Annotated in this window: 25 protein-coding genes; all 25 read left to right on the top strand. The window is 52.8% G+C overall.

Features of this window, described 5'->3' with window-relative positions:
* The first annotated feature begins 106 nt into the window (after positions 1-106).
* The 25 genes from QWT68_RS06435 to QWT68_RS06315 all read left to right on the top strand — a co-directional run bounded on the left by QWT68_RS06435 (position 107) and on the right by QWT68_RS06315 (position 21,864).
* On the top strand, positions 107-1,165 hold the full coding sequence (locus QWT68_RS06435; RefSeq protein WP_040286751.1) for a YpbB family protein: 1,059 nt from the start codon (positions 107-109) through the stop codon (positions 1,163-1,165).
* Positions 1,152-2,588 carry a RecQ family ATP-dependent DNA helicase gene (locus QWT68_RS06430; RefSeq protein WP_040286750.1) on the top strand — a complete coding sequence of 479 codons (1,437 nt, stop codon included), beginning with the start codon at positions 1,152-1,154 and terminating at the stop codon, positions 2,586-2,588. Before QWT68_RS06435 ends, QWT68_RS06430 begins: the two co-directional genes overlap by 14 nt.
* 77 nt (positions 2,589-2,665) lie before the next feature.
* Positions 2,666-3,457 (top strand): LysM peptidoglycan-binding domain-containing protein, encoded by a 792-nt coding sequence (locus QWT68_RS06425; protein WP_290150228.1) that lies wholly within the window; start codon positions 2,666-2,668, stop codon positions 3,455-3,457.
* A gap of 61 nt (positions 3,458-3,518) precedes the next feature.
* A complete protein-coding gene (locus QWT68_RS06420; RefSeq protein ID WP_040286749.1) occupies positions 3,519-4,301 on the top strand; it encodes a metallophosphoesterase in 783 nt (260 codons plus the stop codon).
* A gap of 9 nt (positions 4,302-4,310) precedes the next feature.
* Complete coding sequence (locus QWT68_RS06415; protein WP_290150226.1) at positions 4,311-5,291, top strand: YpdA family putative bacillithiol disulfide reductase; 981 nt, start codon at positions 4,311-4,313, stop codon at positions 5,289-5,291.
* A gap of 54 nt (positions 5,292-5,345) precedes the next feature.
* On the top strand, positions 5,346-6,017 hold the full coding sequence (gene prsW / locus QWT68_RS06410; RefSeq protein WP_040286747.1) for a glutamic-type intramembrane protease PrsW: 672 nt from the start codon (positions 5,346-5,348) through the stop codon (positions 6,015-6,017).
* A 123-nt stretch (positions 6,018-6,140) separates the two neighbouring features.
* Positions 6,141-6,932 carry a spore cortex-lytic enzyme gene (sleB, locus tag QWT68_RS06405; RefSeq protein ID WP_290150225.1) on the top strand — a complete coding sequence of 264 codons (792 nt, stop codon included), beginning with the start codon at positions 6,141-6,143 and terminating at the stop codon, positions 6,930-6,932.
* Positions 6,933-6,982: 50 nt separating this feature from the next.
* The gene (locus QWT68_RS06400; RefSeq protein WP_290150224.1) at positions 6,983-8,269 is read left to right on the top strand and encodes a PepSY1/2 domain-containing protein; all 1,287 of its coding nucleotides are present in this window, start codon (positions 6,983-6,985) and stop codon (positions 8,267-8,269) included.
* A 69-nt stretch (positions 8,270-8,338) separates the two neighbouring features.
* Complete coding sequence (locus tag QWT68_RS06395) at positions 8,339-8,974, top strand: flagellar brake protein (protein ID WP_290150223.1); 636 nt, start codon at positions 8,339-8,341, stop codon at positions 8,972-8,974.
* 78 nt (positions 8,975-9,052) lie between these two features.
* On the top strand, positions 9,053-9,730 hold the full coding sequence (gene cmk, locus QWT68_RS06390) for a (d)CMP kinase (protein ID WP_040286744.1): 678 nt from the start codon (positions 9,053-9,055) through the stop codon (positions 9,728-9,730).
* Positions 9,727-10,308, top strand: coding sequence for a lysophospholipid acyltransferase family protein (locus QWT68_RS06385; protein WP_040286743.1), 582 nt, complete (start codon positions 9,727-9,729; stop codon positions 10,306-10,308). The genes cmk and QWT68_RS06385 overlap by 4 nt, the downstream gene beginning before the upstream one ends.
* 78 nt (positions 10,309-10,386) lie before the next feature.
* Entirely contained in the window at positions 10,387-11,526 is a 1,140-nt protein-coding gene (gene rpsA, locus QWT68_RS06380) for a 30S ribosomal protein S1 (RefSeq protein ID WP_290150221.1), read from the top strand.
* Between the two features lie 111 nt (positions 11,527-11,637).
* Positions 11,638-12,948, top strand: a complete 1,311-nt coding sequence (der, locus tag QWT68_RS06375) for a ribosome biogenesis GTPase Der (protein ID WP_040286741.1) — start codon at positions 11,638-11,640, stop codon at positions 12,946-12,948.
* Between the two features lie 25 nt (positions 12,949-12,973).
* On the top strand, positions 12,974-13,990 hold the full coding sequence (locus QWT68_RS06370; protein WP_040286740.1) for an NAD(P)H-dependent glycerol-3-phosphate dehydrogenase: 1,017 nt from the start codon (positions 12,974-12,976) through the stop codon (positions 13,988-13,990).
* Between the two features lie 91 nt (positions 13,991-14,081).
* Complete coding sequence (locus QWT68_RS06365; protein WP_276327497.1) at positions 14,082-14,267, top strand: DUF2768 domain-containing protein; 186 nt, start codon at positions 14,082-14,084, stop codon at positions 14,265-14,267.
* Positions 14,268-14,271: 4 nt separating this feature from the next.
* Positions 14,272-14,991 (top strand): hypothetical protein, encoded by a 720-nt coding sequence (locus tag QWT68_RS06360; protein ID WP_290150220.1) that lies wholly within the window; start codon positions 14,272-14,274, stop codon positions 14,989-14,991.
* A gap of 81 nt (positions 14,992-15,072) precedes the next feature.
* Positions 15,073-16,551, top strand: coding sequence for a stage IV sporulation protein A (spoIVA, locus tag QWT68_RS06355; RefSeq protein WP_052461784.1), 1,479 nt, complete (start codon positions 15,073-15,075; stop codon positions 16,549-16,551).
* A 159-nt stretch (positions 16,552-16,710) separates the two neighbouring features.
* Complete coding sequence (locus QWT68_RS06350) at positions 16,711-16,983, top strand: HU family DNA-binding protein (RefSeq protein ID WP_040286736.1); 273 nt, start codon at positions 16,711-16,713, stop codon at positions 16,981-16,983.
* A gap of 155 nt (positions 16,984-17,138) precedes the next feature.
* Positions 17,139-17,702: a GTP cyclohydrolase I FolE gene (gene folE / locus QWT68_RS06345; protein ID WP_040286735.1), complete on the top strand. Its 564-nt coding sequence runs from the start codon at positions 17,139-17,141 to the stop codon at positions 17,700-17,702.
* 72 nt (positions 17,703-17,774) lie between these two features.
* Complete coding sequence (gene mtrB / locus QWT68_RS06340; RefSeq protein WP_040286734.1) at positions 17,775-17,996, top strand: trp RNA-binding attenuation protein MtrB; 222 nt, start codon at positions 17,775-17,777, stop codon at positions 17,994-17,996.
* A 40-nt stretch (positions 17,997-18,036) separates the two neighbouring features.
* Positions 18,037-18,747, top strand: coding sequence for a heptaprenyl diphosphate synthase component 1 (locus QWT68_RS06335; RefSeq protein WP_040286733.1), 711 nt, complete (start codon positions 18,037-18,039; stop codon positions 18,745-18,747).
* A gap of 22 nt (positions 18,748-18,769) precedes the next feature.
* Complete coding sequence (locus tag QWT68_RS06330) at positions 18,770-19,465, top strand: demethylmenaquinone methyltransferase (RefSeq protein WP_290150218.1); 696 nt, start codon at positions 18,770-18,772, stop codon at positions 19,463-19,465.
* Positions 19,466-19,494: 29 nt separating this feature from the next.
* Positions 19,495-20,469 (top strand): polyprenyl synthetase family protein, encoded by a 975-nt coding sequence (locus QWT68_RS06325; protein WP_040286731.1) that lies wholly within the window; start codon positions 19,495-19,497, stop codon positions 20,467-20,469.
* A 99-nt stretch (positions 20,470-20,568) separates the two neighbouring features.
* Entirely contained in the window at positions 20,569-21,015 is a 447-nt protein-coding gene (gene ndk, locus QWT68_RS06320; RefSeq protein WP_040286730.1) for a nucleoside-diphosphate kinase, read from the top strand.
* Positions 21,016-21,093: 78 nt separating this feature from the next.
* Entirely contained in the window at positions 21,094-21,864 is a 771-nt protein-coding gene (locus QWT68_RS06315) for a CheR family methyltransferase (protein ID WP_290150217.1), read from the top strand.
* The last annotated feature ends 97 nt before the right edge of the window (positions 21,865-21,961 follow it).

The raw sequence follows: 21,961 nt of genomic DNA, 5'->3' as shown, positions 1-21,961 counted from the left end.
ATCGTTCTCTCCTCTTTTCTTCGCACTTGCAACTTGTTACTTCATCCATTCTAAAACGGTTTTCAGCAGTTTTCAACCTTTACACTCCAGAAAGTAGGGATTCTTCGTGAAGTTAAGTTCTATTATTCTCAAGATTGCAGAGAAGATGGACGGCCAGCGGACCTTGAATGCCTGCCTGCATATATTGCGCGGTAAGCGGTCGGGACAGACACTTCAGGATGTCGACGCGTTTTCCGTCAAACCCTATTTCGCCATCCTTCCTAAACTTTCGGAGGCGGCGTTTGCCGAATCTGCGGATTTCCTGCAGAAACAGCGCCTGCTTGGCACGGAAGGCGGCCTGATCCGGCTCTCTCCGGAAGGGAAACGGGCGGCAGAGGAACTTCCCGAGTTCCGCTTCGACGGCTGGCATTTCAGAGGACGCGAGAATGTATTCTTCCAGCGGCTGCAGCTGCTTGTACAGACATGCTCGCAGCTGCGGAGCGGAAACACGTCGTTCCTGCCCATCACGAACGACCGCGCTGTCCAGCAATTCGTCAAAGGAGTGGTGCGGAATTCCCGTATGACGGGACGTGATTTGGCAGAACAGCTGGCGCGCGAACTGGCGGAGGCTGTCCGGGCATCCGGGATGTCGGACGTGCAGGCTGTCATCTTCAGTCACAGACTGACCGGGTACGGTGCGGCCGGCTGGACGTGGGACCAGATCGAAGAGGCGGCAGGTGAACCGAGGAACAGTCTGCAGCTCGACTGGCTCGAAGGACTGCACCGCTTCACCACTGCGGCGGCTGCGCCATCCGCCAGGGAGGATTTGCCGCTCCTGCACGGACTGTCCGATGGTATCCGTATGGAAACCCCGCTGACCGACTCGACGTCCATTACCAAAAGGCTGTTCGATCAGGGACTGACAGTCGAAGAGATTGCGCATGCCAGACAGCTGAAGACGAGTACGATAGAAGACCATCTGACAGAGCTTGCAGCGAACACGGCAGCATTCCCGATCAGCCGGTTCGTGAGCGCGGAGGACCAGCACGCCGTGCGTATGGAAGTGAGTCTGAAGAATGTGAAACGGCTGCGGCTGCTGAAGGAAGCATTTCCCCATTTGTCCTATTTCCAGCTGCGCCTTGTGCTGAGTGCAAGAGAAGAGGTGATGCCAAGTGAACCTTCATGATGAGCTGAAGAGACGGTTCGGGTTCGACCGGTTCCGGCCGGGCCAGAAAGAGGTCATCGGGGCGGTGCTGGACGGCAGGGATACACTGGCCATACTTCCGACAGGCATGGGGAAGTCACTTTGTTATCAGCTGCCGGGTGATTTGCTGGACGGTCTTGTGATCATCGTATCGCCGCTTGTCTCGCTGATGGAGGATCAGGCTGCGTCCATCCGTAAGCGCGGTGAGAAAAGGGTCGCTGCCGTCAATTCGATGATGGCGGCCGAACAGAGGAAACAGCTTTTTGCTGAAATCCGGCAAATCAAATTCCTGTTCATCTCCCCCGAGATGATGAACCGTCCGGATATGACAAGGCTGCTGGCGTCGCAGCCAGTTGCCCTTCTGGTCATCGACGAAGCGCATTGCATCTCCCAGTGGGGGTTCGATTTCCGTCCGGATTACCTGAAGATCGGTGAATTCATCCGCAAGGCGGGGAACCCGCGGATCCTGGCGCTGACAGCGACAGCCGACCAGCGGGTTGAACAGGATATACTTACATATTTGAACATGCAGGATGCTTCGGTCATCCGCCAGTCCGTGAACCGGCCGAACATCTATTATTCGTTACGCAGGTTCGACAGCATCCCTGAGAAGAATGACTGGATTGCAGGAAGGCTGAAAGCAACATCAGGTCCGGGCGTCCTGTACGTGGCGTCCAGGAAGCGTTCGGAAGAACTCACCCAGCTGCTGCAGAAGGAAGGCATACAGATCGCCGCCTACCACGCAGGCAAGGAAGCCGGCGACCGCCAGATGATCCAGCAGCAGTTCCTCTCGGGTGAACTTGACTGGATCTGTGCGACCAACGCATTCGGCATGGGCATCCATAAAGATGACATCCGGCAGGTGATCCATGATCAGATGCCTGCTTCCGCTGCTGCTTATGTGCAGGAGGCCGGGCGGGCAGGCAGAGACGGGAAACAGTCAAGTGCAGTGCTGCTCAGCCTGCCGGACGACGGACAGAAGATCCGGTTCATCGTCCAGAATGATCTGCCGGACGACACGGAAGTGACCTATTATGCGCGACTGAGGAAGGCGGGGAATCAGCGGGAACAAGCCGCTGAACTTGCGGGGATTTCCGAAACGGGCGCCCGGCTCATCGATCATTACGCGGAACAGGAGAACGAGGCGGGGATTGCGGATATCTTCACAGGTCTCCGGTTCGGCAAGGAGGAGAAACTCCGGCAGATGATGGATTACACGACCGGAAACACCTGCCTCCGGACGAAGCTGCTGTACTATTTCGGGGAACAGCCGCCGGAACAGCAGGACGTCTGCTGCTCGGCGTGCGGGGACCCGCCGGAAGACTGGCTCGGAAAACAGCATGCTGTGCTGAACGAAAGGCGGCTGCTGCCGTGGGAGGACCGCATTCGTCTGCTGCTATGCTGACAGCTTGATTGGCGTTTACTTTTCCGACAGAATTCGTCATAATGAAGAGACAGCAATAGGGGATAGGAGAATGAGCTATGACAAAAAGTGACTTTCATTCAGACTTCGAGAATAATAGACAAGCGATCGAGATGGATGAGAAGGCCCCTGAGGAAATGCCTTCCCGTGTTGAGGTTCATAAGAGCAGGAAAAAGAGCCCGCAGCGGAAGAAACAGGATAAACGCAAGGGACTTACGCTTATCAATATCATCCTTATCCTGTTCACTCTGATTCCCATCGGAATATTTGTGTATGTTCTATCCGATTTGTATAATCCTAAAGAGGGAAATACAGTAAGTATCGATAAATCCGGAGTCACATTTGAAATGGACTCGAAAGAACCGGGAGGCAGTACAGGCATCGCTGCCGAGAAGGAAGACGGGGACCAGGACCAGGACAGCTCCGCTGACAAAAACGGCAGTGCCGGCGACGACAAGCAGGCAGAGGACAATTCGGGAGACTCCGCAGACCCGGATAAGAGCCGACAGCAGGATAAGGCGGAGGAACAGAAGGCTGGCCAGAAAAAGCCCGTCCAGCCTGAACAGAAACCTGCACCAGAGCCGGAGAAAAGACCGGCTCCAAAACCGAAACCCGAGCAGAAACCGGCTCCGAAACCCGAGCAGAAACCGGCGCCGAAGCCTGAAGCGAAACCGGACCCCCCTGCGCAGACGAAACCTGCAGGGAAAACCCATACTGTGGGCCCCGACGAAACACTCTATCGGATTTCCGTAAACTATTACGGTTCAGGGGAATATGTTGAAAAGATCAAGGCTGCAAACGGGCTGACGTCCAATTCGATCAGTGTCGGACAGACGCTGATCCTCCCGTAAATTAAAATCAGGAAAAGGCAAAGTCCGTATGCTTTGCCTTTTTCATATGGCAGGTGGATGTATGAAGACATGGAAAATCGCATTTGGTGTGCTTTCGGCATGTGCAGCTCTCGTGACTGCGAGTATGCTGTGGAGTGCGAAGCGGGTGACCGTGAAAAAGCATGCAGTGGAGATCGATCCGGATCCCGATTCGGAATTGACGGTCTTCTTCATAAGTGATGTGCACCGGAGACGGGTTCCCGGACGGCTGTCCGAAAAAGTGCAGCAGACCGGAAAGTCACCTGACCTCGTCATCATCGGAGGGGATTTTGCGGAAAAAGGTGTCCCCGTCCGGCGTGTTCAGCAGAATGCCGCCCGGCTTGCTGAAATGGGCCCTGTCTATTATGTGTGGGGCAATAACGACCGTGAGATCGGGGAGGAGACGATGCGGTCCATCATCGCGGACGTCGGCGGGACTATACTGGATAATCGCACTGTACCGGTCGCATCTCATCCTGGCTGGATCATCAGCGGTGCCGATGATCCTTCAAGCGGCAATGCCGACTTGCGGAAGGCAGTTGAATTCGGCGGACAGTATGATTTCCGTATCGTCGTGATGCATAATCCGTCCTCTTTCGGGAATTTGGCGGATATGGCGTCTCCGGCACTTTTGGCAGGAGGCCATACACATGGCGGGCAAATCAGGGTAGGACCCTGGGGGATGCAGCCGAAAGGGACATTCAGGGTGGACCGCAGGCAGGCTGAACTGATCAGCAACGGGTTCGGCACGTCTCTCGTCCCGCTCCGTTTCGGCGCTCCTCCGGAAACACATCTGATCACACTGCGGTATAAAAAAGGAGTGTAAACATAGAGTATGATTAAAACCGACGCTATCATAATCGGAGCTGGTCCATGCGGTCTGTCAGCTGCCATTGAGCTGCAGAATCTGGGGCTGCAGGTGATCCTCATCGAGAAAGGGAGCATCGTCAACTCCATCTACCGGTATCCGACCCACCAGACGTTCTTCAGCTCGAGCATGAAGCTGTCGATCGGCAATATTCCGTTCATCACCGCAAAAGAGAAACCACAGCGCAACGACGCGCTTGTCTACTACCGGGCTGTAGCGGAACTGGAGCAGCTGGATATCCGGAGTGGTGAAACGGTGCTGTCTGTCGAAAAGAATGACGGCGGTTTCACCGTCACGTCGAACAAGGCCGTCTACCAGGCGGATTACACAGTCGTGGCGACAGGATATTATGATCAGCCGAACCGGCTGGATGCTGAAGGTGCTGAATTGCCGCACGTCCATCATTATTTCAAGGAGGCACACCCGTACTTCCGCAAGCATGCAGTTGTCATCGGCGGTAAGAATTCCGCGGTCGACGCTGCCCTGGAACTCGAACGTGCCGGCGCCTATGTCACTGTGGTGTACCGGGGCGGGGAATACTCGAAAAGTGTGAAACCGTGGATCCTGCCGGGATTTGAGAGCCTGGTGAATAACGGGAAAGTCCGGATGATATTCGAGGGCTCCGTAGACGTCATCACAACGGACACCGTCACGGTCAGTACACCGAACCGACAGGAAGAGATCCGCGCAGATGTTGTCTTTGCGATGATCGGCTACCATCCGGACTATGAATTCCTGGGGAATATGGGAATCCGCCTCGATTCCGTCAGCGGCTGTCCTGACTATAATCCCGATACGATGGAGACATCCGTGGACAATCTCTATATTGCAGGGGTCATCGCAGCCGGCAACAATGCAAACTCGATTTTCATTGAAAACGGCAGACATCACGGTGAACTGATTGCAGAGACGATCAAGAAGCGGCTGCAAAATAAAATTGCAGAATAGCCGGGTCTCCATATGAGCAATATGTTATAATCTCCCTGATTGGGGGTGCGGAAGTTGTTCATATTATTCACTGTGGCGATCGCACCGTCACTTGCGCTCTTCAGCTATTTGTATTTACGGAAAGAGATTACACAGGAACCTTCCCGTGCCCTGTTCCAAGCGTTCGTCTATGGTGCTGTCATGACATTCCCGATCCTTTTCATCCAGCACGTCTTCTTGGAGGAACACGTGCTGGCGAACGGATTCCTCCATAACACACTCTTCACAGGAGCCATCGAAGAGTTTTTCAAGTGGCTTGTATTATTGATTTTCCTCTATAACAATTTCGAATTTGACGACGCATATGATGGCATCCTGTTCGGGGCGAGTGTCTCGCTCGGTTTTGCGACTGTCGAGAATATCCTGTTCCTCTTTACGTTCGGCCTGGATACGGCCTTCATCCGTGCACTGCTGCCGGTGTCGAGCCATGCCTTGTTCGGTGTCGTCATGGGGTATTATTATGGACGGTCGAAGTTCGCGCCGGGAGAGCGGAGAAACCGATACTTGGCGCTGGCATTCCTCCTGCCTTTCCTGCTTCACGTAACATATAATGCTATCTTGGAGATACATGATCTCTGGCTCTATCTGATGATCCCGTTCATGCTGTTCTTATGGTGGTTCGGACTGACGAGGGTCAAATATGCCCATGTTTTCGCGTTGAGACAAGCGAGGAGACGCATGCGCTGAGCGAACTGCCCGGAAATGTTGAAAAAACATTTCCGGGCAGTTTTTTTGTTTTACAAAATGCGTCATAAAACAACTGAATACGGGCAGGATAGACACTAGGAACGAAGACTGGAGGAAAACGTGATGAACAAACGGATACGCTCGCTGCTGGCAGGCATATTACTGCTGGCTGTTCTGCAGCTGTCATTCAGCTCCGATACGCAGGCATTCACAGATCGTGGTCTCGCAAAAGGGGCAAAAGGGGATGACGTCATCGAGCTGCAGGCAAGACTGCAGTACATCGGATTCTTCAAAGGGAAGATCGACGGAGTATTCGGCTATCAGACCTATTGGGCACTCAGGGAATTCCAGGAGAAGTACGGACTGCCTGTCGACGGAATTGCCGGCAGCAAGACAAAAAGGAAATTGGTGAATGTCTCATCTTACGACAAACAATTCGTGATGGACAACTTACGGAATGGGAAAGAGTTCACCCACTATGGCGGAAAACCGCTGTCCAGCCAGGCGAAAGGCGGAAGTGCCTCTTCCGGGAATAAAACGACACAGATGCCTGGAAAGTATAGTGAAGACGATTTGAAACTGCTGGCTAATGCAGTCTATGGAGAATCCCGGGGCGAACCGTATGAAGGGCAGGTTGCGGTGGCAGCAGTCATCCTGAACCGGATCGAACACCCCGACTTCCCGAACACTGTGGGGGGCGTCATCTTCCAGCCGGGGGCATTCACGGCCGTCTCTGACGGGCAGATCTGGCTGACTCCGAATGAACGTGCGAAAGAAGCGGTCATCGACGCGATGAACGGGTGGGATCCTTCGGAGAATGCTATCTATTACTTCAACCCTGTCACGGCAACAAGCAAGTGGATCTGGTCACGCCCGCAGATCAAGAAAATCGGCATGCATATCTTCTGTAACTGATCGATTGTATCAACGACATTAGGAAAAGAAAGCAGGTGTACCTACAGATCATGAAACGATTCAGTTTTCTGGCGCTGTTCGCTATTTTTTCTCTGAGCGTATATGCATATACGACGAACATCCAAAAGAAAGATCTCCAAAACGCCCTGTCAGTGCAGTATGCGAAAAACATTGCTGATGCTTCAGCCAAACTGCAGGAGCTCGACACTGCCGTGAAAAAGACGATGCTGTTCAACGAAGGGGAAGGTGATCTGAGGGCGAGGGAAGATATATGGCGGCTGTCGTCCGATATTCAGCAGTCCGTTTCGTCACTTCCGCTCGATCCCCATTTCTCGTCTGTCTGGATGAATTACTTGAGCAGGCTCGGAAAGTTTGCGAAGACCGGACCCGAACAGACGGAGCCGCGTGAGTTCCATGCCGTCATGGATAAGGCCTCCGGAAATATCGAAAACCTGTCGAATGAGTGGGCGGCGGCAACAGCCGATATGGCAAGCGGCAACCTGTCGATGGAGGAATGGCAGCAGCGGATGGACAGTGAGAAAGCGTCATTCGACTGGAAAGGTTTGAGTGCGTCCGTGCAGCAATATACGGAAAGCGTATTCCCGCTCACCGCCAGCGAGTCGGATGCCCTGAAAAAGAAAGAGCTGAAACATATAGAGGACCCTGCAATTTCGAAAGAGCAGGCCCTGGACAAGTTCAAGAAACTGTTCCCCGACACGGCAGACCAGGTGATAGACCTGAAAAAAAGCAAACCTGGATCCCCGTATCCGTTCTATCATATCCGGTTTTCCGATCAGGAATCGGTCGGTTACATCGATATAACCGAAAAAGGCGGCCATGTGCTGTCCTTCTTGACCGAACGGCCGGCAGGGAACGGCAGATTGGATGCAGTGACGGTGCAGAAGCAAGTCGAACAATTCCTGAAGGTAGCGGGCTATACCGATGTCGTATTCGAGGAAGTCAGGGAGAATGACACGGCATTCCACTTCGTCTACACCCGCCAGGAGCCTCTGCATAAGGCGAAAGTTCTCTCCGACACAATCCAGATCAAAGCTTCCAAGGAAGACGGCAGGATAGCAGGGGTCAACGCTGCGGAATACATCCGGAAAGAACAGCTGAAAGACCAGCCGATCGTGAAAATCGACTGGAATACGTTCTTCCATAAGCAAGTGAAAGTGAACCGCGAGGAACTCGTCTATGCGGAAAATGAGCATGGGAGGCAGCGCCTGGCGTACGCACTGACCGTCACAATGGAGGAGAATGGGGAAACCGGGACATATATCGTGCTGGTCGATACCGAGACGAAAGAGGTCATCCGGACAGAACAGCAAAAATAACGGAATCTATTGGAAAAAAACATCTGCCGTGCCATAATAACTATAAGAACTGAGACAGGTGGCGGTAAGATGAGACTTAAAATCGGGACCTCGATTGCAATCGATAAAGATTATACGGAAAACGGCGAGAAATACAAAAGCCGTGTCGTGGATATTGAAAAAGGCTGTATCATGATCGATTATCCGACACAGCTGGATACCGGCCGTACTGCTTTCTTCATTGACGGTACCCAGCTGCTCGTTTCGTTCGTGGACGAATTGAAGATGGCGTATGTCTTTCGGACGGAAGTCATCGGCCGGCTGAACAGGGGCATTCCGATGCTGCAGCTCACATACCCGGGGGACAGCGGACTTATCAAGATCCAGCGCCGGGAGTTTGTCAGGGTGGAATCCCCGCTCGATGTGGCGATCGACAAGGACGGCACTGTGCATCAGCTCGTGGCGGAAGACATCAGTGCCGGCGGGATGGCAGTGAACCTGGCCCGCGCTTCCCTCGAGCAGGATGATATCGTGACTGCAACACTGGTGCTGCCGTTCAAAAACAACTCCATCAACTATGTGCGCGTCAATGCAAGGGTTGTGAGGGTATGGGAGAAGGAAGGGCGACCGATCGCTTCCCTGCAATTCGACGAAATCGATCCCGAATCAAGGCAGCAGGTCATCCGCCTATGTTTTGAGAGGCAGCTGAAGAAACGCAACGAATAGGAAAAGGTCTTGCTGTATAAGACTTTTTCCTTTTCGCTGTGGTACAATGTGTTCGAATCGAGTACGGGGGTAGAGGATATGAACAGAGGAATTCAAATTGCGATCGACGGCCCGGCAGCTGCCGGGAAAAGCACGATTGCGCGGATAACAGCGGAAAAACTGGGCTATACCTATATCGATACAGGAGCCATGTACAGAGCCCTGACATACAGCGCCCTTCAGCAGCATATAGATGTCAATGACGATCAGGCGCTCTCATCATTGCTCGAACGGATGGAAATCGAGCTGCTTCCTTCTCCGGAAGGCCAGCTGGTGAGGGTGGACGGCAAAGATGTCACGGAAGCGATCCGCTCCCAGGAAGTCACGGCCAATGTGTCAGCAGCAGCAGCCCAGCCGACCGTCCGCGGACTGATGGCGGAAAAACAGCGGCTCCTGGCGAATGCCTCAGGCGTCGTCATGGATGGCAGGGATATCGGCACCGCCGTTCTGCCGGATGCTGAGCTGAAGATATTCATGACCGCTTCGGTGGAGGAACGTGCAGCACGGCGGTATGCGGAAAATGTAAGAAGAGGGATAGACTGTACAATGGATGACCTGTGCAGAGACATTGCGGAGCGTGACAAGGCGGATACGGAACGCATCACTTCACCGTTGAAGCAGGCGGCAGATGCGGTGTTCATCGACACGACCGCTCTCACTATCGAACAAGTCGCCGACACTATCATCCGCCATGCAGAAATGAGGATGGACTCATGAACTTATATCCGCTCGGTAAAGCAATCTGCGCAGCTGTGCTAAGGCCGCTCTACCGGATCCAGATCATCGGCCGGGAGAACTTCCCCGAGGAATCGGGTGTCCTGCTCTGCACGAACCATATCGACAACCTCGATCCGCCGGTCGTCGGACTGACAGCTCCAAGACCGGTCCATTTCATGGCGAAGGAAGAGCTGTTCCATCAGCCGGTGTTGAAGTCGGTCCTGCCGAATGTCAATGCGTTCCCGGTAAAGCGGGGACTCAGCGACCGTCAGGCGATCCGGAAGGCACTGGAATTATTACGCTCCGGACAAGTGGTCGGAATGTTTCCTGAAGGAACCAGGAGTAAAAACGGGGAATTGGGGAAAGGATTAACAGGAGCAGGTTTTTTCGCATTGAAAGGAGACGCCGTGGTGATGCCCTGTGCCATCATCGGTCCGTACCGTCCATTCCGGAAGCTGAAAGTCGTGTATGGCCGGCCGATCGATATGACGGAATACCGGGAACGGAAAGCCTCCGCGGAAGAGGCGACGGAAGTCATCATGTCGGCAATCCAGGAACTGCTGGAAAAAAACCGCTGATAAACAAGTTCAATTTTTTGTTTTTATGGGTATATTCCAATAGTATAGAGATATGATTATTATGGAGGAGGACTACATATGACTGAAGAGATGAATGTAGAAGCGATGGATGGATATAACGAAGGAGACCGCGTGACAGGTAAAGTCACTAAAATCGAAGACAAGTCAGTTACCGTGGAAATCCCTGGAGCTCCGTTTGACGGTGTGATCCCGATCAGCGAGCTGTCCAGCCTTCACATTGAAACGGCATCTGACGCTGTGAAAGACGGGGACGAACTCGAACTGTCCATCATCAAGGTCGAAGATGATGCCTATGTGCTGTCCAAGCGGAAAGTGGATGCGGAAGATGCCTGGGATGCACTCGAGGAGAAATTCAATAACAATGAAACGATCACCACAGAAGTGAAGGACGTAGTGAAAGGCGGCCTCGTCGTCGATCTGGGTGTCCGCGGCTTCATCCCCGCTTCCCTGGTGGAAGATCATTTCGTGGAATCATTCGAAGATTACAAAGGACGCACGATGGATTTCAAGATTGTCGAGATGGACAAGGAGAAGAACCGTCTTATCCTTTCCCACCGCGCAGTCATCCAGGAAGAGAAGTCTTCCAAGAAAGACGAAGTGCTTGCTGATCTGGAAGAAGGTCAGGTGCTCGACGGCACTGTTCAGCGGATTGCATCATTCGGTGCGTTCGTCGATCTGGGCGGCGTGGACGGCCTTGTGCACATTTCACAAATCGCACACGGCCACGTCGAGAAAGTGTCCGATGTCCTGAAGGAAGGGGACAAGGTGCAGGTGAAGGTCCTGTCAGTCGACCGTGATGCAGAACGTATCAGCCTGTCCATCAAGGAAACGCTTGCTGGTCCTTGGGAAGGAATCGAAGAAAAGGCTCCTAAAGGTACTGTCCTCGAAGGAACTGTGAAGCGCCTTGTCTCGTACGGGGCATTCGTGGAAGTGTTCCCAGGCGTGGAAGGGCTTGTCCATATCTCCCGCATCTCCCACCAGCACATCGGAACGCCGAACGAAGTGCTGTCTGAAGGGCAGACAGTCGAAGTGAAGGTGCTGGACGTCAATCCAATCGAGAAGCGCCTGTCACTGAGCATCAAAGACCTGACAGACAAGGAAGAGGAGTCTTACGACGATTATGAAATGCCTGAAGAACCATCAGGTTTCTCGATCAGCGACGTCATCGGTGACCAGCTGAAGAAGTTCTCTGAATAACCTTGTTCAGTGTCCTGTAACAATCAATTGAAAGAGATGGCTCTTTTAAGAGCGCCATCTCTTTTTTTTGTGTATAATATGCAGAAGATAGCGTGGAAGGATGTATGATGAATGAGTAAACCAACAGTAGCCATCGTCGGACGGCCGAACGTCGGCAAATCGACGATCTTCAACCGGATTGTCGGTGAGCGGATTTCAATCGTGGAAGACGTTTCGGGCGTCACACGTGACCGGATCTACAGCTCAGCGGAATGGCTGACACATGATTTCAATCTGATTGATACAGGGGGCATCGACATTGGCGATGAACCGTTTTTGGAACAAATACGGGCCCAGGCGGAAATTGCGATCGAAGAAGCCGATGTGATCATCTTCCTGACGAATGGCCGTGAAGGCGTGACGAACGGTGATGAGCAGGTCGCGAAAATTCTATACAAAACAAAAAAGCCGGTCGTCCTGGCCGTCAACAAAGTCGATAACCCTGAAATGCGTGAGATGATCTATGATTTCTATTCACTCGGCTTTGGCGACCCATATCCGATTTCCGGTTCCCACGGTCTCGGTCTCGGAGACCTGCTGGACGGTGTCGCAGCCAGTTTCCCCGAGCCTGCAGCAGAAGAGATCGAGGAAGACGTCATCCGTTTCTCCTTGATCGGCCGGCCGAACGTCGGGAAGTCCTCGCTTGTCAACGCGCTTCTGGGTGAAGACCGTGTGATTGTCAGCGACGTTGCCGGAACGACGACAGACGCCATTGACTCGCTGTACGAGTATGAAGGTCAGAAGTTCAGGATCATCGATACCGCCGGCATGCGGAAAAAAGGCAAGGTGTATGAAAACACGGAGAAGTACAGTGTCCTGCGTGCATTGAAAGCGATCGACCGCTCGGATGTCGTACTCATCGTGCTCAATGGTGAAGAAGGGATCCGTGAACAGGACAAGCGGATTGCCGGCTATGCGGAAGAAGCGGGTAAGGGTGTACTCTTCGTCGTGAATAAATGGGATGCCCTCGAAAAAGATGAGAAGACGATGAACCGTTTCACGGAAGACATCCGCAAGAACTTCCTGTTCCTGGATTATGCGCCGGTCGCCTATGTGTCGGCAAAGACGAAACAGCGGGTGCGGACATTGTTCGACCTGATTACGACAATCAGTGAGAATCACTCCCTCCGTATCCAGTCGAGCGTCCTGAACGAAGTGATCGAAGACGCGGTGGCACGAAATCCGGCGCCTTCCGATAAAGGGAAGCGTCTGCGCATCTATTACACGACCCAGGTGGCTGTCAGACCGCCTGCATTCGTCGTATTCGTGAATGATACGGAACTCATGCACTTTTCGTACGAACGTTTCCTTCAGAACCGTCTGAGGGAGTCGTTCGGTTTCGAAGGGACACCGATCCGTATCATCACCCGCGCACGCAGCTGAGAACCTGGCAGAAAGGATGAACACTTTGAAAAATGTCTCTGTAATCGGGGCAGGGAGCTGGGGAACCGCCCTTGCATTCGTCCTCGCAGAAAATGGACACAACTGTCTGATCTGGAGCAGACGCCAGGAACAGACCGATGAAATAAATGAGCACCATACCAATTCGTCCTACTTGAACGACTGCATTCTTCCGGAATCCCTGCGCGGCACCTCCGATCTGAAAGCGGCAGTCGACCATGCGGATATCCTGATAGTGGCCGTGCCGACCAAAGGGATCCGCGAAATTGGCAGGCAGCTGGACCAACTCATCGAACGGCCTGTGACAATTGTACACGTTTCCAAAGGAATCGAACCGGATACACAGAAACGGATCACTGAAATGCTGGCAGAGGAGATCCGTCCTGCAGTCCGGAAAGCGCTGGTCGTCCTGTCTGGTCCGTCCCATGCGGAGGAAGTGGTCCTGCGCCATCCGACAACGGTCTCTGCGGCCTCGGATGATCTCGCTGCAGCAGAGGAAATCCAAAATTTGTTCATGAATTCCTATTTCCGGGTCTATACGAATCAGGACGTGCTCGGTGTCGAGCTCGGCGGTGCGCTGAAGAATGTCATCGCGCTGGCAGCCGGCATTACGGACGGCCTGGCATACGGGGATAATGCGAAAGCGGCATTGATCACCCGCGGGCTTGCCGAGATCACGCGCCTAGGTGTCAAAATGGGTGCCAATCCATCGACCTTCGCAGGACTGGCGGGCATGGGGGATCTCATCGTGACTGCCAACAGTGTCCATTCCAGGAACTGGAGAGCCGGCAATATGCTCGGCAAAGGGCAGACGCTGGAAGAGGTGACGGCAGGGATGGGCATGGTCATCGAGGGCGTGCGCACGACCAAAGCGGCCCACCAGCTGGCTGCTCATTACGGCGTTTCCATGCCGCTGACGGAAGCCCTCTACTCGGTCTTGTTCGAAGGTCACGAACCGAGGGAAGCAGTCGACTGGCTGATGAACAGGGACAGGAAGAAAGAAACTGACCAGTTCACTGACTGACCGGCAGCTGCCGGGCAGCCTTCAATACTTAACTATATGGCCGTTCGCTAACGGCTGGAAGGAATGACTCGCTTTGTCCTCGCTGGATAAAATGTGGCTATCGTTTTATGCGATGGGTTGCATGGTGATTTCCATGGGACTCATCCATCTGAGCCGAACAAAAATAAAAAACAAGATTGTAAGCATCCTGTTTGCAATCATTGCCTATGCACTGCTGCTCTTTTCGTTTTTCGCAATGGTCTATCTTGTATTCAATGGACCGACAGGAGGCGCATAAGCTGATGAAACGCATGATCATGCTGCCGATGGCTGCTGCTGTGATGCTGCTGCTGTCAGGCTGCCTGTACCCGCAAGACGAGCTGGAAAGCAAGCAGACACCCTACGAAGATCAGATGGAGACTGTCCAGAAGGCCGTCGATACGTACCAGCAGCAGACGGACGGCCTGCTGCCCATCAAGACGAGGGATCAGGAAACCGATCCGTATATCAAATACCCGATCGAGTTTTCGAAAATCGTCCCTTCATTGACTGAGAAGATACCATCGAACGCCTATGAGCAGGGGGGGATCTATCAGTATGTCCTCATGGATGTCGAGGAGGATCCGACTGTGAAACTCGTGGATCTGCGTGTCGCGGAACGGATCCGTGAACTGATTCTGCGCAAGACGGTGAATGGTGTCCTGCCTTTCAAGGATCCGGTGCAGGAAGGTGCGAACGTCTACGAGGTCGATTTCCAAAAGATGGGGCTTAAAGAGCCGCTGACAGTGGAAAGCCCTTATTCGGATGCCCATCTGCCGCTCGTCGTTGGCGGCGACGGCAACTTCTATATCGATTATGCCATCGACCTGGCGCGTATCGTGGAACGGGATAAGCCTGACGTCAAGCCCGGAGAGGATATCCGGTATCTGCTGGCCGACAATTATCCGATCCTGCCGGCATACTCCCTGCCTTATACGGTGAACGGACAGAATGAAGTGGTTTTCCTGAAATCCTCCAACTGAACAAAAAACGTTTCGTGCTTCAGGCATGAAACGTTTTTTTGTTTCATAAACTATTATGCGTAGAAAAGGAGGACGATGGAAATGAAAGAAGAACTATATGAAAACTTGGCCAGACGGACGGATGGGGATATCTATATCGGAGTGGTCGGCCCTGTCCGGGTCGGAAAGTCCACATTTGTCAAACGTGTCATGGAAGAAGTCGTAATCCCGAATATGAGCGAACAGGCAGACCGGACGCGTGCGCAGGATGAACTTCCGCAAAGCTCGCCGGGTCCGGTCATCATGACAGCCGAGCCGAAATTCGTCCCCGCACAAGGTACCGCTGTGTCGGTAGGGGACGGCGAACTGTCCTTCCAGATCCGTCTGGCGGACTGTGTGGGCTACGTCATCGACGGCGTGAAAGGGTATGAAGACGAGGACGGTCCGAAGTATGTGCATACCCCTTGGCACAACGAACCGATCCCGTTCGAGGAAGCCGCACGCATCGGCACTGACAAAGTGATCCGTGACCACTCGACAATCGGCATCCTGCTGACAACTGACGGAACGGTGAACAACATCCCGCGTTCCGCCGCTGAAATTGCGGAAACGGAGATCGTCGGAAAGCTGAAAGAAATCGGGAAGCCATTTGTCATCGTCCTGAATTCCAAGATGCCGGCCCATGAAAAGACGGTCCAGCTCAGACAGCAGCTGCACGAAACCTACGGGGTACCCGTCATCGCCATCAGCGCAGACCAGCTGAATGCCCAGGAGATCCAGCTGATCCTGAAAGAAGCGCTCTATGAATTCCCGATCACCCAGATCGATCTGCAGAAGCCGGATTGGATGGATGTCCTGGGTCCCGAGCATATGCTCAACGCACAGATCGATGACATCATCAATGAAGGATTCCTGGAAGCATCAAAAATCAGGAAAGTGCAACAGCTGGCGGAACGTCTCAATGAAGAAGACTATATCAAGCATGCGGATGTCATCGAGGTGGATGCCGGGAAAGGGAAAGCGACACTGGACCTGAAGATCACGGAAGAGACCTACCTGGCCGTGTGCGAGTCCTACATGGATACGGAGATGAAAACGAAGAAAGACTGGCTGCTGTTCATCCAGGATGCAGTGAAGGCGAAGAAATCATACGATATGTTCGCCGAGGCAATCGACACAGCCAAGAAAGAAGGCTATGGGGTTGCGCTGCCGACGATTGCAGACTTCGAACCGACACAGCCGGAGCTTATCAAGCAAGATTCCTTCTATGGAGTCCGTATGAAGGCGACCGCTCCTGCCCTGCATGTGATCCGGATCGATATGGAAGCCGAATTCGCGCCGCTGATCGGCTCGGAATTCCACAGCCACCACCTGCTCAAGGAGCTGAAGAACGCCTACCTGCATGATCGTGAAGCACTGTGGGAGACACAGCTGTTCGGCACGCCTCTCCATGAAGTGCTGAAAGAAAGCATTCGTTTCAAGACATCGTCAGTCCCGACCAGCGCGAGACGGAGACTGCGTGAAACGATCGAAAAAATGGTTAATGAAGGAAATAAAGGGATGGTGACATTTATCGTCTGACTTGAAAAGATCCGTCTTAAACGGGTCTTTTTTTTCGTTCAAGCTAGCCGTAAGCCTTGCTGCAGCCACAATATTGTTGCACCTCAGAAATGGTTATGTTACTCTTTTTACAGTGTTAATGAGCTTCAGCAGACCTTTCTTTGGAAGGAGGTGAACGGGATGAACAAAACTGAATTGATCAACTCCGTAGCAGAGGCAGCAGGTCTTTCGAAGAAAGATGCGACAAAAGCTGTTGAAACTGTTTTCGAAACAATCCAAGACGCTCTTGCAAAGGGTGAAAAGGTGCAATTGATCGGCTTCGGTAACTTCGAAGTACGCGAGCGCGCTGCTCGTAAAGGCCGTAACCCTCAATCAGGCGAAGAGATTGAAATTGCAGCAAGCAAAGTACCAGCGTTCAAAGCAGGAAAAGCTTTGAAAGATGCGGTAAAGTGAGTTCACTTACATAGAAGCCCGTCAGATGTCCTTTCCGGATACGCTGGCGGGCTTCTTTCCGCTGGCCGCCGCACAGCGGGGCGGGCAGCTGTACTGAATGTGGCGAGTGTGCTACTATTTTGAAGGACTGATATACAGGAGAGGAGGTTTTAGCCATGGAGGAAAATAATCTGCGCAAGATCGAACAGGCGGTGACGATGATCCTGGAGGCGATCGGTGAGGACCCGGGCCGGGAAGGTCTCCTGGATACACCGAAACGCGTAGCGAAGATGTACGGTGAAGTTTTTTCCGGCATGGATGAAGACCCGCGGGACTATTTCAAGACGATCTTCCATGAACAGCACGACGAAATGGTCCTGGTGAAAGACATTCCGTTCTACTCGATGTGCGAGCATCATCTCGTTCCGTTCTTCGGTGTTGCCCACATCGCCTATATTCCGCGTGACGGCGCCGTCGCAGGTCTCAGCAAGCTGGCAAGGGCTGTCGAGACGGCAGCAAAACGCCCGCAGCTGCAGGAAAGGATCACGACGACCATTGCGGATGCGATGATGGACATGCTGAAACCCCTTGGTGTATACGTGATCATCGAGGCGGAGCATATGTGCATGACGATGCGGGGAGTCAAGAAACCAGGTTCCAAAACCGTGACAACCGCCGCCCGCGGTATCTATGAACACGACGATGTCAAACGGTCGGAGATCCTGTCACTTGTAAAGTAGGCCGGGCTCCTTTGCGATAGGCGCTTTACCTGTGCTATGATAGACAGGATATGAAAGACGGGAGAGATAATCATGACTGCACCTGACTATATAATCATCAAGGCAGAAGAAGATGGTGTCAGCGTAATTGGGTTAACCCGCGGAAACGATACAAAGTTCCATCATACTGAGAAGCTGGATAACGGTGAAGTGATGATCGCCCAATTTACGGAGCACACATCCGCCATGAAAATCCGTGGGAAAGCAGAGATCACGACTGCCCACGGGATTGTCTCCAGTGAAGAGAGAGCCTGATCAGAGAGCGCAGCTCTTGCATTGGAATGGAGAAACAGTGATGAACAAACAGCAATTGGACACATTCATAGAAAATTATATGGCCGGCTTGCGGTCTGCATTGAAGGAACCGACCCTGGACCGGGAGATCGCGGATGTGCCGCTTGACCGGGACAAGGCCTTCTATCTGCTGCTTCCGCTGCTGAATGACGGGATGACAGCGGATAGACCAGCTGAGGAGGTCATGATCGCTGTAGGAGCCATCCAGGCTGCCTTGGATATCCATGACCGCATCGAAAAGAAGGGCGCAGCATCGGCTGTCCAGCAGCTGACGGTCCTGGCGGGGGATCATTTCAGCGGCGTCCATTACAAACTGCTGGCAGACATCGGGGAGTTCACTCTGATCCGTGAACTGTCACAGACCATTGGCCGTGTCAACGAACAGAAAGCCGCCCTGCAGACGGATTCCCGGCTGACCGCGGAGCGCCTGCTGTCCCGGCTGGCTGTCATTGAAACTGCGTGCATTTCGACTTTCTATGACCGTTACGGGTACGACAGGTACCGGAAACTGGCCGAGTACGCGCTTACATATATACGACTGCATGATCCCGAAGCCCTGAAGTCATTCGGCGTCGAAGAAGAGCTGGCACGCCGGGCGGTCGGACTGCTCGGTTCAAGATGGCAGTCGGAGACCGGGCAGGCTGCAGGGCTGTCCCCGGTCCTCGCGGATACAGTGCAGGATCGCCTGCATTCATTATCATCATCAAGCTGACCAATGAAAAGAGGGGATCCTTTTGAGTCAATCGAAAGAAGAAAAGGTACATTCCGTATTCCAATCCATTTCGAGTGAATACGACAAGATGAATTCAGTCATCAGTTTCAATCTGCACAAAGGCTGGCGTGCGGATATCATGGAACGTATGGATATCAAGCCGGGTATGAAAGCCCTGGATGTCTGCTGCGGAACGGCGGACTGGACGATCGCCCTCGCAAACGCTGTCGGCACGAACGGCACTGTCACCGGGCTGGACTTCAGCGAAGCCATGCTGTCGAGCGCGGCGCCTAAGACCGAAGACTATCCGAATATCACGCTTGTCCAGGGCAATGCCATGGAACTGCCATTCGAAGATAACACGTTCGATGTCGTAACGATCGGATTCGGTCTGCGGAATGTGCCGGACTACGAACAGGTGCTGAAAGAGCTGTACCGCGTCGTGAAACCCGGAGGCCTTGCCGCCTGTCTGGAAACATCACAGTCTCTCATTCCGGGATACCGGCAGGCATTCAGGCTGTACTTCCATTACATCATGCCGGTGTTCGGCAAGCTGTTTGCGAAAAGTTACAATGAGTATTCCTGGCTGCAGGAATCAGCAGACGACTTCCCCGGAAGGGAAGAGCTCGCGCATATGTTCAAGGATGCGGGGTTTGTCAGGGTCGACTATCGGCCATACAGCGGCGGCGTTGCTGCCGGACACATCGCAATCAAATAATATTATGCAGGCGGGAGAAGGGAATCATTTTGGAAAAATTGAAGGCGATGGCGTTATATACAGATTTCCGGAAGGAACTCATTTATATCGAGAAAGAGCTTGAGAATGCCGTTCAGTCGGATTCCCCGCTCATTCAGCAGGCGTCCATGCATCTGCTGAGAGCAGGAGGGAAGAGGATCCGTCCAATTTTCGTATTCCTTTCTTCAAAGTTCGGTTCGTATTCGATGGAACGCACAGCGAAAGTGGCGGTCTCGCTTGAACTTGTCCACATGGCCTCTCTCGTCCATGACGACGTGATCGACGATTCGGATATGAGAAGAAGCCGGAAGACCGTCAAAGCGAAATGGGATAACCGGATTGCAATGTACACCGGTGATTTCCTTTTCTCACGTGCACTGACGTCCATCGGCGAAATCGAAATGATTCCTGTCCACCGGCTGCTCGCGACAACAATGCTTGAAATCTGCAAGGGTGAGATCATCCAGTTCGATTACCAGAGGCAGACCGATCAGTCGCTGCGCGATTATCTGCGCCGTATCAAACGGAAAACGGCGCTTCTGCTGTCTTCCAGCTGTGAACTCGGCGCGCTCATTTCCGGCGCGGACGGTGACGTTGTGCGCAGACTGCGGAATTTCGGCTATTATGCAGGGATGGCATTCCAGATCGTCGATGATATACTGGATCTCACCTCATCCGACAAACAGCTCGGCAAACCGGCAGGATCCGATCTCCTGAACGGGCATATTACACTGCCGATCCTGTACATACGGGATGAGCCGGACTTCCAGCCGTATTTGACAAGCGCATTCGACGGCAGCCTGACTGAACACGAACGGTCTGCCATGCTGGACTACGTCCGCAAAAGCGGCGCTATCGAGAAAGCCCAGGCTGTCAGCGACCTCTATCTGCAGAAAGCCGCAGATGAAATCAAGTGGCTTCCGGACAGCGATGCAAAACAGGCATTCGAACAAATTGCCGATTTCCTCGGGAAACGGACGTATTGAGCATTGCCGAATAAAGAAAAAATTGAAAGATTGTCCTGTGTTTGATACTATTCAGTAGGGGCATCCCTGATTCGCAATGATAAGGAGAGATCATGTATTATGGAAAAAACATTTTTGATGGTAAAACCGGATGGCGTCCAGCGCGGACTTATCGGTGAGATCGTTAACCGTTTCGAAAGCAAAGGCTACCAGCTCGTCGGCGGTAAGCTGATGCAGATTTCACAGGAACTTGCCGAGCAGCACTACGGCGAGCACAAAGAGCGTCCGTTCTTCGGGGAACTTGTCGAGTTCATCACATCCGGTCCTGTATTTGCAATGGTCTGGGAAGGCGAGAATGTCATTTCGACAGCACGCCTCATGATGGGTGCAACAAACCCGAAAGATTCAGCACCGGGAACGATCCGCGGCGACTTCGCAGTCACTGTCGGCAAGAACATCATCCACGGTTCGGATTCACCTGAATCCGCTGAGCGTGAAATCGGCTTGTTCTTCAAGGAAGAGGAACTTACTTCCTACAAAAAAGATATCAACAGCTGGATCAACTAAATTCTTGCAAAAGCAGCCTAGCGGTTTCCGCCGGCTGTTTTTGTTATACATAACGAGCAAGGGAACGGGGGCAGAATCGTGTCGGATTATACGCAGTTCATAGCCAATGTGAAGAAGAAGACAGGAATCGACCTGTCTCTCTATAAAGAGGCACAGATGAAACGCCGGCTGACATCGCTGTATGAGAAACGGAAATGCCGGGACTTCATGGAATACTTCGAGCTCATCCGCAGTGATCAGGCGATGATGGATGAGTTTCTGGACAGGATGACCATCAACGTGTCTGAATTTTACCGCAACGGATCCAGATGGGAAGTCCTTGACCGTAAGATCATCCCGCAGCTGCTGGAGAATTCCAAAAAACTGAAATGCTGGAGTGCCGCCTGTTCGACAGGCGAAGAACCGTATTCCATGGCCATGGTTCTATCGAATCATATGCCGCTCCGCGAAGTATCCATCACAGCCACCGATCTGGACCAGGGTGTCATTGAAAAAGCGAAAGTCGGACTGTATCCGGAGCGTTCGCTGAAAGAGGTGCCGGCTGATGTGAAGAAGAAGTATTTCACACAGGAAGGCCAGTTCTTCCAGGTGACCGATGAAGTGAAACGTACGGTCTCCTTCAAGAAGCATAACCTGCTTGAAGACAGCTATGGCAGCGACTACGATCTGATCGTCTGCCGGAATGTCATGATCTATTTCACGGAAGAGGCGAAAGACCAGATCTATTCCAGCTTTGCGAAAGCTTTGAAGCCCGGCGGCATCCTATTTGTTGGCAGTACTGAGCAGATTTTCAGTCCCGACCGGTACGGCCTCGAGTCGGAAGATACGTTCTTTTATAAGAAATTATGAAAAAACCGGAGTTTTCCGGTTTTTTTCATTTAAACAAGTAGTCAACACGATTGTAGTTTGGTAAAGTGCTATCAATGGTCACATTCCAAGCGTGGCC

Source organism: Sporosarcina trichiuri, from assembly GCF_030406775.1.
Lineage (GTDB): Bacteria > Bacillota > Bacilli > Bacillales_A > Planococcaceae > Sporosarcina > Sporosarcina trichiuri.
Note: the sequence above shows the minus strand (reverse complement) of the source record. Positions and strands in the feature narration are given on the sequence as shown.

Coding starts and splice junctions, on each gene's coding strand:
- QWT68_RS06425 (WP_290150228.1), top strand. CDS start 2,666: ATGACAAAAAGTGACTTTCATTCAGACTTCGAGAATAATAGACAAGCG.
- QWT68_RS06420 (WP_040286749.1), top strand. CDS start 3,519: ATGAAGACATGGAAAATCGCATTTGGTGTGCTTTCGGCATGTGCAGCT.
- QWT68_RS06415 (WP_290150226.1), top strand. CDS start 4,311: ATGATTAAAACCGACGCTATCATAATCGGAGCTGGTCCATGCGGTCTG.
- sleB (WP_290150225.1), top strand. CDS start 6,141: ATGAACAAACGGATACGCTCGCTGCTGGCAGGCATATTACTGCTGGCT.
- QWT68_RS06400 (WP_290150224.1), top strand. CDS start 6,983: ATGAAACGATTCAGTTTTCTGGCGCTGTTCGCTATTTTTTCTCTGAGC.
- QWT68_RS06395 (WP_290150223.1), top strand. CDS start 8,339: ATGAGACTTAAAATCGGGACCTCGATTGCAATCGATAAAGATTATACG.
- cmk (WP_040286744.1), top strand. CDS start 9,053: ATGAACAGAGGAATTCAAATTGCGATCGACGGCCCGGCAGCTGCCGGG.
- QWT68_RS06385 (WP_040286743.1), top strand. CDS start 9,727: ATGAACTTATATCCGCTCGGTAAAGCAATCTGCGCAGCTGTGCTAAGG.
- rpsA (WP_290150221.1), top strand. CDS start 10,387: ATGACTGAAGAGATGAATGTAGAAGCGATGGATGGATATAACGAAGGA.
- der (WP_040286741.1), top strand. CDS start 11,638: ATGAGTAAACCAACAGTAGCCATCGTCGGACGGCCGAACGTCGGCAAA.
- QWT68_RS06365 (WP_276327497.1), top strand. CDS start 14,082: ATGTGGCTATCGTTTTATGCGATGGGTTGCATGGTGATTTCCATGGGA.
- QWT68_RS06360 (WP_290150220.1), top strand. CDS start 14,272: ATGAAACGCATGATCATGCTGCCGATGGCTGCTGCTGTGATGCTGCTG.
- spoIVA (WP_052461784.1), top strand. CDS start 15,073: ATGAAAGAAGAACTATATGAAAACTTGGCCAGACGGACGGATGGGGAT.
- QWT68_RS06350 (WP_040286736.1), top strand. CDS start 16,711: ATGAACAAAACTGAATTGATCAACTCCGTAGCAGAGGCAGCAGGTCTT.
- folE (WP_040286735.1), top strand. CDS start 17,139: ATGGAGGAAAATAATCTGCGCAAGATCGAACAGGCGGTGACGATGATC.
- mtrB (WP_040286734.1), top strand. CDS start 17,775: ATGACTGCACCTGACTATATAATCATCAAGGCAGAAGAAGATGGTGTC.
- QWT68_RS06335 (WP_040286733.1), top strand. CDS start 18,037: ATGAACAAACAGCAATTGGACACATTCATAGAAAATTATATGGCCGGC.
- ndk (WP_040286730.1), top strand. CDS start 20,569: ATGGAAAAAACATTTTTGATGGTAAAACCGGATGGCGTCCAGCGCGGA.